The organism is Phocaeicola sp. (genome assembly GCF_048170425.1).
GTDB lineage: Bacteria > Bacteroidota > Bacteroidia > Bacteroidales > Bacteroidaceae > Phocaeicola.
Genome location: NZ_DBEXBB010000207.1, coordinates 1 through 9,180 on the forward strand (window position 1 = coordinate 1; position 9,180 = coordinate 9,180).

Genomic DNA, 9,180 nt, shown 5'->3' on the forward strand with positions numbered 1-9,180 from the left:
AATAGGCATGAATCAGATTACATTATTAGGCTGTATATGTGTGGGAGTTTGCATGGCAGCCTGTCAGCACCAAGCGAATGGAGGAGTGAACTATGAACTGGAGCCGATGCCGTCAGTACATAAACCGCTGGCGGAAAATTCTGTTCCGATGGGGAATAACCAGACTTTTGAAGAGGTAAAACTGGATTTGCCGGTCACTGACGGACCGTATGCACCCACGTGGCAGTCGATTGAGGCAAATTATCCGGGTACACCGGAATGGTTGCGGGATTCTAAATTTGGAATCTGGATACACTTTGGACCGCAGTCGGCAGGAGAAAGCGGCGACTGGTATGCCCGGAAAATGTACGTGGAGGGGACACCGGCGTATGAAAATCATCTGAAGAACTATGGACATCCTTCGGAAGTGGGATACAAGGAAGTATTGCGCGACTGGAATCCGAAGAAGTTTGACCCGAAGTCTCTAGTGGATATATACAAGGATGCAGGAGCAAAATTTCTTATTATCCAGGGTGTGCATCATGACCAGTTTGATATGTGGGATTCCAAATATCAACCTTGGAACTCCACTCGTCTGGGGCCGAAGCGTGATTTGATTGGTGAATGGGAGAAAGCTGCAAGAAAGGCAGGAATCCGTTTTGGTCTTACCTTCCATCATGAGTATTCCTGGTGGTGGTGGCAGACAGCTTTTCAAAGTGATACGAAAGGTAACAAGAAAGGCGTGTCATACGATGGAAACCTGACTTTGGCTGACGGAAAAGGTAAATGGTGGGAAGGATTAGACCCCAGGTATCTGTATGGGATTAATTTAAGGGAGTATGAAACGGTGGCTGAGGCGGCCAACTCAAGATGGTCTCCTCCTCAAGCCGGTATCTTTAGCGGTCATCTGGAGTATGCCGAATGGTATGCTAAATGGTGGGCGTTGAGAATGATGGATGCCGTAGATAAATACAATCCGGATTTCATTTATACAGACGGTACAGACCAGCAACCTTTCAGTGGCTCTGGAACAGGTACTGGATACAAATGTGATGCCATGCAACGAGTGATAGCGGATTTCTATAATAAGACGCTGGCTCGACGGGGAAAGGTGGATGTGTTCAGTATCGTGAAGTTCAGGAAGCAGACGAATGGTACGGTCAATACTTGTGAGAGTGGAATTCCAGAGAATATCAAAACCGATCAAGCCTGGATTGCAGAGGCTCCGGTCGGTGACTGGTTCTATGGACCGGATTTTGTGTATAGCTCAGATGCGGTGATACGTTATTTGCTGGAAATTGTGGCTCGTGACGGTGCGGTAGGTGTATCTATTCCGCTTCGTCCTGATGGTTCACTGGATGAAGGCTGTGTAAAGATGTTGAAAGAAGTCGGTGAATGGATGCGGATAAACGGACAGGGAATTTATGGAAGTTCTGCCTGGACTGTATTAGGTGAAGGAAAGGACGGTAAATTGAATGTGTTGCCTGGCGGGTTTATTGGAGCAAATCAGGCGAATCATTCCTTCTATACCACTGATTTTCGTTTTACAGTTGGCAAAGATGGAGCAATCTATGCCTGGTGTATGACTGTACCAAAGGCTGGCGATAAACTGAAAATTGTCTCTTTAGGAAGTGATGCGGGTATAGGACAAAAGCATGTGACTTCTGTGGAGTTATTGGGAGAGAAGAATAAGATAGCGTGGAAGCAAGAGGCGGACGGACTGAGTATTGTTTATCCTGATTCTGTTCGTCTGAAAACGGCCGTAGGATTTCGGATAGTATGTGAATAAGCGGGCTGAGAATGTATAACAAAAAATGCGGAACTATATCCCGCATTTTTTGTTTTATAGAGTTCAGTCTTACAACTTATATCCCCACTGCTCTAAGGCAAATGACCAGTTCTTTTCTACCAGCTCTACCGTTTCAGGCTTGTATTGGTATTTGTTTTTCTTGTAACCTTTCTTTTTGTTGACGTAAGCTTCGATGTCGGCACGAGCCTCTTCAAAGCCGGGAATCTGTAGTTTCTGGTAGATTTCCTGCGTCATGTCGAAGGCATTGGTTTCGTAGTCTTCAAAGCGAACCTCTACCAGATTGCCTTCCGGAATGAACTTCTTGTCGGCTTCGTATTTATGGTACAGTTTGGCATAAACCGAAAGAATGTTCTCTTGCAATTCTTCATTGCTGATGTCCTGCAATTTCAGTGGCTGGATGGTGTTGGTGAAGAAGCTGCGTGTAGATTCAAATACGGTGTACGGGTTACGCATCAGGTAGATGAACTTGGCGTTCGGGAACATTTTCACCAGTTCCTTCACACGTCCGGTATGCGGCGGATTCTTGCTGAGGAACTGAGTGCCATGGGTGTTCCACAAGGAAATCTTGATGAGTTTGGTAAAGGTTTCCTCAAACACTTTCAGTTCGGCCTCGCTGATGTCATCGAACAACAGGTACTTGTCGGCATACTCCTGCATGTGTTTAGGCAGGAACCAGAAGTTATAGTACGTGTAAGGCATCATGTTGGCTAAGGCAAACTCTTCTTCTTGCGGAAGGTCTACGGCCAGTTCCATGTTATCGGTCGGACGTTTGTCTGGCATCAGCCAGCTCATGTTCTTCTTGAAGAAAGGTTGTCCCCACATCATCAGGTGTGGGAATACCGTTTGATAGGTAGTGTTGTAACCGAAGTGCTTGTCGCAAGAAAATACGTTGTGCATGAACGTAGTTCCACTGCGCCAGTGTCCGAGTATAAATACAGGGTCGTGTTCTAATGGCTTGTCAGCTAAAAGTTTCTCGTAGCGCTTGTCCTGTAGGGGAGCCAGGGTGGATAACAGGCGACATACGGCCTTGGTCAGGCGGTATTTTCCCTTGTACGCTGGGTCGATGGTACGACCGGCGGTTATCTGGTTGAAAGTCTTCCAGTCGGCTCCCACCAAGGTGTTGATGGGGAGTTTGTTGAATTCAAGTAATCCCATTTTTACGTTTTGTTTTATTATTTCTTGGTCTTTATTCTTTATTTAAATGAAGAAGGAAGGGCCATCATCTGGTACATCAGTGTCTTGGCCATTCGTTTGTGTCCTTCTGCATTGGGATGAAGCCGGTCCGTTTCTCCATTGTGGAAATAAGGCACATGGGAATTATTCATGGGGTATAGCCCGCTCAGGCTGTTCAGGTCGATTACGGGTACAGCCCAGACATTTCCGGCTTCTTTGATTGTTTGCACATACTCACTTACGAATAATCCTTTACTGTTGGCGAAAGCTTCTTCCGGTTGTACATTGGTGTCTCCAAATTGTGCAAATCCTCGATGCAGAGGTGTCAGCAAAATGATTTGCTGAGTCGGGAAATTCGTTTTCAGATAATCCATCAGTCTGTTTATACGTCCGCAGAATGTGTCTGTATTTGTATTCATTTCACGGTAAGTCCTTTCTGCTTTCTTTCCGTTCGGCATGGGAGCATCGCGTTTTACTTCTTCAAACCATTTGCCGATAGGGATTCCTGCATTGAAATCATTGGTACCTGCGAAGATAATAATGGCATCGATGTCTTGTCCGTGTTCCTGAAGTAGTTGCTGGGCTTGCTTCAGCAGACCATCCATTTGATTTCCATTGATACCGTATGAAAACGCATCGATTCCCAACATCTCGGCTAAGTACTCCCAGTAGCACTTTTGTGTACCGATTCGTTGTTTGTCTGTAATGGAGTCACCCAAGAAAGCTACTTTTTTACCTTTCCATTGATGACTTTCGTTGGCAGAAGTATAGGTTTCTGCTGAAGTTTCCATTGCCTGAATAGAGGCAGAAGCGTCCAGGTAGACCATGAATGCCGCCATTGCGAGAGCTGTGAATTTTTTATTCATACCTTACCGTGTGTGATGTATGTTATTTTTTTATTTCCACAGCAATGCCTTGACGTTCCAGTTCTTTTACGGCACGTTCAATGGCTTCGTAGTGCTCTGGAGCAATTCCCAGTTTCGGCAGATTGAGGACAGGCAGTTCCATCTGGTTGTGCATGTCTTTGTCGGCCACCTGATTGATAATCATACCTACTGCACTGGTGTTGTTGGTAATCGGGTCAATCAGGATGAAGGCACCGGTAGCTTTGTTCTTTGTATATGGGTCGAAGAACAGTTCCTTGGAAGAAGTTAGTACCACATGGGCTATCTGGTTGAGTTGCATAGGCACATTTTCCTTGGCCAGACGTCCGTTTTCTACTGACAGGTGTTCCATGGTGTTGATATCTACCTTATACTTGATGCTGTCGATACGGGTGCGGCTGGTATTGGTGGTTTGCTTCAGGAAAAAGGATTTTTCCATGTCCATCTTTTCTTCGTCCATCCATACGAGCATAGCTTCGAAGTTACGTCCAACCAACGGCATGTTGTCCGGGTGTACCAGCATTTCACCACGGGATACGTCGATTTCGTCTTCCAGTGTCAGGGTTACAGACATGGGTGGGAAGGCATAGTCGAGTTCCCCATCGTACGTCACGATGCTCTTCACATGGGAACGTTTGCCGGAAGGAAGGGCCACCACTTCATCACCTTTACGGATGATGCCGGAAGCTACCTTTCCGCAGAAGCCACGGAAGTCGAGGTTCGGACGGAGTACATACTGTACCGGATACCGGAAGTCGTTCAGGTTATGGTCGTTGCCGATGTGTACGGTTTCAAGGAATTCCAGCAAGGCTGGACCTTCGTACCATGGAGTGCGGTCTGATTTTTCTACTACATTGTCACCTTCAAGGGCTGAAAGCGGAATGCACTGCACATCGGGAACTCCTAACGGGGAGATGAAAGCGGTATATTCAGATACAATCTTGTCGAATACTTCTTTTGAGTAGTCTACCAAGTCCATTTTGTTGACAGCCAATATCACGTGCTTGATACCTAACAAGGATACCAGGTAAGTGTGGCGGCGGGTCTGTGTGATGACACCGGTACGGGCATCGACCAAAATGACTGCCAAGTTAGCGGTAGAACCACCGGTAATCATGTTACGGGTGTATTGTTCGTGTCCCGGAGTGTCGGCAATGATGAACTTACGGTTGTTGGTGGAGAAGTAACGGTAAGCTACGTCGATGGTGATACCTTGTTCACGTTCAGCTTTCAGTCCGTCGAGCAGCAGGGCGTAGTCGATGTGTTCACCGGCATTTCCCATACGCTTGCTGTCACGTTCCAGGGCATCGAGCTGGTCTTCATACAATTTCTTACTGTCGAACAGCAGACGTCCGATTAGAGTGGATTTTCCGTCGTCTACTGAACCTGCGGTCAGGAAACGGAGCAGGTCTTTTTGTTCATCTTTTGTCAGGAATTCTTCGATGGACATCTTGCCTCTGGCTTCTCCTTCCATCGGGTTGCCTGATTTACTTTTATCTAATTGTTCCATGTGGTTACGTAATTAAAAATATCCTTCACGTTTCTTTTGTTCCATGCTGGCTTCCTGGTCGAAGTCGATGACGCGGGTAGTACGTTCACTCTTTGTGGTGGTCATCATTTCCTCTACAATCTTTTCGATGGTATCGGCTTCGCTTTCAATGGCTCCTGTCAGCGGCCAGCATCCTAAGGTACGGAAACGGATTTTCTTCATTTCAATCTTGTCGCGATATTTTTCCGGCAGGCGGTCGTCGTCGGGCATAATCAGTTGTCCGTCCATATTGACTACAGGGCGTTCTTTAGCGAAATATAGCGGTACGATGGGAATATTTTCAAGACGGATATATTGCCAGATGTCCAGTTCTGTCCAGTTGCTCAACGGGAATACGCGAATGCTTTCACCTTTACGGATACGGGCATTGTAGATGTCCCAGAGTTCCGGACGCTGGTTCTTAGGGTCCCATTGGTGGAATTCGTTACGGAAAGAGAAGATACGTTCTTTGGCGCGTGATTTCTCTTCGTCGCGGCGTGCACCACCGAAAGCAGCGTCAAATTTATATTTGTCGAGGGCATGAAGCAGGGCCTGTGTCTTCATCAGGTCGGTATGTACCTTACTTCCGTGAGTGAAGGGGCCTACACCTGCATTGAAAGCTTCCATGTTACTTTCTACAATCAGGTTCCAGCCGTATTTCTTGGCATATTCATCGCGGAACTGAATCATTTCCTTAAATTTCCATTTAGAATCGATGTGCATCAGTGGGAAAGGAACTTTTCCTGGAGCGAAGGCTTTTTCTGCCAGACGGACCATGACGGATGAGTCTTTTCCGATACTGTAAAGCATCACCGGATTTTCAAATTCGGCAGCCACCTCACGGATGATGTGAATAGACTCGGCTTCGAGCTCCTTCAGGTGACTTAAATTGTATTCTTCTTGCATGGTTATATATGTTTATTTTTTGATTACTTTAGGAAGAATCAGGTCGAGCAGTCGGTCGACAGATTCTTTAAGGGATAATTTCGATGTGTCGAGCGAAAGTGCCGGATGCACTGGCGCTTCGAACGGAGCAGAGATGCCGGTGAAGTTCTTGATTTCTCCACGGCGTGCCTTGGCATACAGGCCTTTTACATCGCGGCGTTCGCATTCTTCCAGCGGGGTGCTGACATAGATTTCTAAGAAGTCTTCTTTTCCGATAATTCCGGCAGCCATTTCACGTATCTCATTGTTGGGGCTGATAAAAGCCGCCAGGGTGATGATACCGGTATCGACAAACAGCTTGCCGACTTCTGCAATACGGCGAATATTTTCTACACGGTCTTCTGCCGAGAATCCTAAGTTGTTGTTAATGCCGCTGCGGATATTGTCGCCATCTAGGATACGGCATAGTAAGCCGCGTTGCTGCAACTCACGTTCCAGGGCAATGGCGATGGTGCTCTTGCCAGAACCGCTTAGTCCGGTAAACCAGATCATGAGTCCGCGTTGTTTCAATAGTTCTTCTTTATCGGCACGACCTAACATGCGGTCGAATATCGGATAGATATGATTTGTTTCTTGATTGTTCATATTTTAAAGCGTATTTGAATCGGTTTTAAAACGGCCATATCAATGGGATAAGGAACACGGAAATCAGGAACGTGATGATGTTCAGCGGCAATCCGATACGGACGAAGTCGGTGAACTTGTAGTTCCCGATACCTTGCACAATCAGGTTGGTCTGATAGCCGATGGGGGTAGAGAAACTGGCTGAGGCTGCCATGCAGATGACTACGAAGAAGGGCATCGGATTGACTCCTAACTGAGTGGACAAGGACAAGGCTATAGGGAAAGCCAGTGCCGCCGCCGCATTGTTGGTAATTAGTTCCGTAAAGATGTTCGTAATGATAAACAGTACGGCTAGCAATACATAGGGACCATAGTTGTGGCTCAGGCTGATAATGTATCCGGCTAATAGGTCGGCTACTCCAGAGTTTTCCATGGCTTTACTGATTGCAAAAGCGCAGGCAATTGTAATCAGAATATCCCATGAAATATATTTAGTATACTTCTGCGGGGGGAATATCTTGCTCCAGGCCATGATGACCGTAGTGATAGATACGAAGAAGAACATATCCAGCTTGATGCCTTCAGGAAGATATTTCTCGATGCCCGGTAGTTCACCGATAGTGGCTCCTACAATCATGAATAAAAGCAGGAAGAGGGTGAACCAGCGTTTTTTCTTTCCGGTTGGTTCGTATTCTTTTCCATTGGCCAACATCAGGAAGACGGATGATTCTCCCCATGTCTGGATAAAGCTATCGTCGGTCAGTACCACTAGAGTGTCACCTTCTCGGAAACTGACTTTGCTTAGATTGGTATAAGTGCGTCCGCTACGGCGAAGTTCTTTTATTTCGGCTCCGTAATGACGTTTAAAATCGAATTCACTGACCGTTTTGTTGATACCTGGGAATCGAGGTCCTATAACGGCTTCTACGAGATGCAATGAAGAATCGCCTTCTTCTTCATTCGTTGTTTCCGGACGGTTGGCAGGTAACAGTTTCTTGGAAAACAGAAATAGGTAGATGATGCCGGCCAATGCAATGAAGATGCCGACTTTTCCTAGTTCGAACATACTGAACCCTTTCATTCCAGCTTCAAGAATCATACTATGCACCACCAAGTTGGTAGAGGTTCCTATTAAGGTACAGATACCTCCTAAAATTGTTACATACGAAAGGGGAATTAAAAAATAAGTGGCCGGCAGTTTGACATAATTGGCCCACCGTTTAATGATGGGGGCAAAGATAACTACAACCGGTGTGTTGTTCAAAAAGGCCGAAATGAAGGCAATACTGGGCAGCATGCGTGCCTGTGCCTTGAATACGGAAGTTTCTTTTTGAGGAAGAAGTTTTTTGATAAGTTGGGTTAAAGCACCGCTCTGACGAACACCTTCGCTGACCAGGAACAGCATGGCGACGGTAATCATTCCTTTATTGCTGAAACCTTCCAGCATTTCTTTAGGGGTAAGAATCCCCGTACAAAGGAAAATTACGACCACTGAGAATAAAATCATTCCCGGTCGCATTTTGTCCATAATCAGTGCAGCCAGCATGGCCACAAGTGAAAAGAGTACGATGATAATCTCGATAGACATAAATTGGTGTGTTATTCTGCGATGAACCAGGGGTTCAGCAGGTCTGTTTTATTGTATTGTAGCGGTTCTGTTTTTCCAGCCTGATATACTTCCTTTCCGGAAGCACGGATGATAGCATGACCGGCAGCCGTATCCCATTCCATGGTCGGCGCAAAACGAGGATACACATCAGCTTCTCCTTCGGCGATGAGGCACAGCTTTAACGAACTTCCTTTAGAAATTGTTTCCACTTGTGCATGTTTTTGCTGCATTTCATGGATGTAAGCTTCTGTCTCAGGAGTCAGGTGTGACCGTGAAGCTACGATAATGAACGTGTCGTTTGTCCGATTTGCATACGGCAGACGTTCAGCTTGCTCCATCAGCGCATCCAGTGACGGATAAGCTCCAGACTCAGTGATGTCTTTGATTTTGTAGGCTCCAAACTCCATGTCAGCAAAATAAAGTTCCTGCTTCACTGGAATGTAAATGACTCCTGCTTCGGGGCTACCGTTTTTTACATAAGCAATGTTTACGGTAAATTCACCGTTACGTTTGATAAATTCCTTGGTACCGTCCAGCGGGTCGACTACCCATAGTTCTTTCCATTCTAGTCTCTCTTCAGGGTCGATTTGGGCTCCTTCTTCACTCAAAACGGGGTAGGGAGTTGCGGACAGTGCTTGGGCTATGATTGCATGAGACTTGCGATCGGCAATGGTTAGCGGAGAATTGT

General features: G+C 46.3%; 8 protein-coding genes. 1 reads left to right on the plus strand and 7 read right to left on the minus strand.

What is annotated here, in order from left to right:
* On the plus strand, window positions 1–1,768 hold a 1,768-nt coding region (locus tag ACMJ0U_RS08200; RefSeq protein WP_417129494.1), incomplete at its 5' end, for an alpha-L-fucosidase.
* Between the two features lie 69 nt (window positions 1,769–1,837).
* On the opposite strand, the gene ACMJ0U_RS08205 is transcribed toward ACMJ0U_RS08200, so the two are convergent.
* The 7 genes from ACMJ0U_RS08205 to cysQ all read right to left on the minus strand — a co-directional run.
* A complete protein-coding gene (locus ACMJ0U_RS08205; protein ID WP_337789017.1) occupies window positions 1,838–2,944 on the minus strand; it encodes a sulfotransferase in 1,107 nt (368 codons plus the stop codon).
* Window positions 2,945–2,982: 38 nt separating this feature from the next.
* Window positions 2,983–3,828 (minus strand): SGNH/GDSL hydrolase family protein, encoded by an 846-nt coding sequence (locus ACMJ0U_RS08210; protein ID WP_417129496.1) that lies wholly within the window; start codon window positions 3,826–3,828, stop codon window positions 2,983–2,985.
* 22 nt (window positions 3,829–3,850) lie between these two features.
* On the minus strand, window positions 3,851–5,296 hold the full coding sequence (cysN, locus tag ACMJ0U_RS08215; RefSeq protein WP_417129503.1) for a sulfate adenylyltransferase subunit CysN: 1,446 nt from the start codon (window positions 5,294–5,296) through the stop codon (window positions 3,851–3,853).
* Window positions 5,297–5,368: 72 nt separating this feature from the next.
* Complete coding sequence (gene cysD / locus ACMJ0U_RS08220; protein ID WP_304126036.1) at window positions 5,369–6,280, minus strand: sulfate adenylyltransferase subunit CysD; 912 nt, start codon at window positions 6,278–6,280, stop codon at window positions 5,369–5,371.
* A 12-nt stretch (window positions 6,281–6,292) separates the two neighbouring features.
* Complete coding sequence (cysC, locus tag ACMJ0U_RS08225) at window positions 6,293–6,904, minus strand: adenylyl-sulfate kinase (RefSeq protein ID WP_417129498.1); 612 nt, start codon at window positions 6,902–6,904, stop codon at window positions 6,293–6,295.
* Between the two features lie 25 nt (window positions 6,905–6,929).
* A complete protein-coding gene (locus ACMJ0U_RS08230; RefSeq protein WP_417129500.1) occupies window positions 6,930–8,471 on the minus strand; it encodes an SLC13 family permease in 1,542 nt (513 codons plus the stop codon).
* Window positions 8,472–8,482: 11 nt separating this feature from the next.
* Window positions 8,483–9,180, minus strand: a 698-nt coding sequence (gene cysQ / locus ACMJ0U_RS08235) for a 3'(2'),5'-bisphosphate nucleotidase CysQ (protein ID WP_417129501.1), incomplete at its 5' end; no start/stop codon positions are given.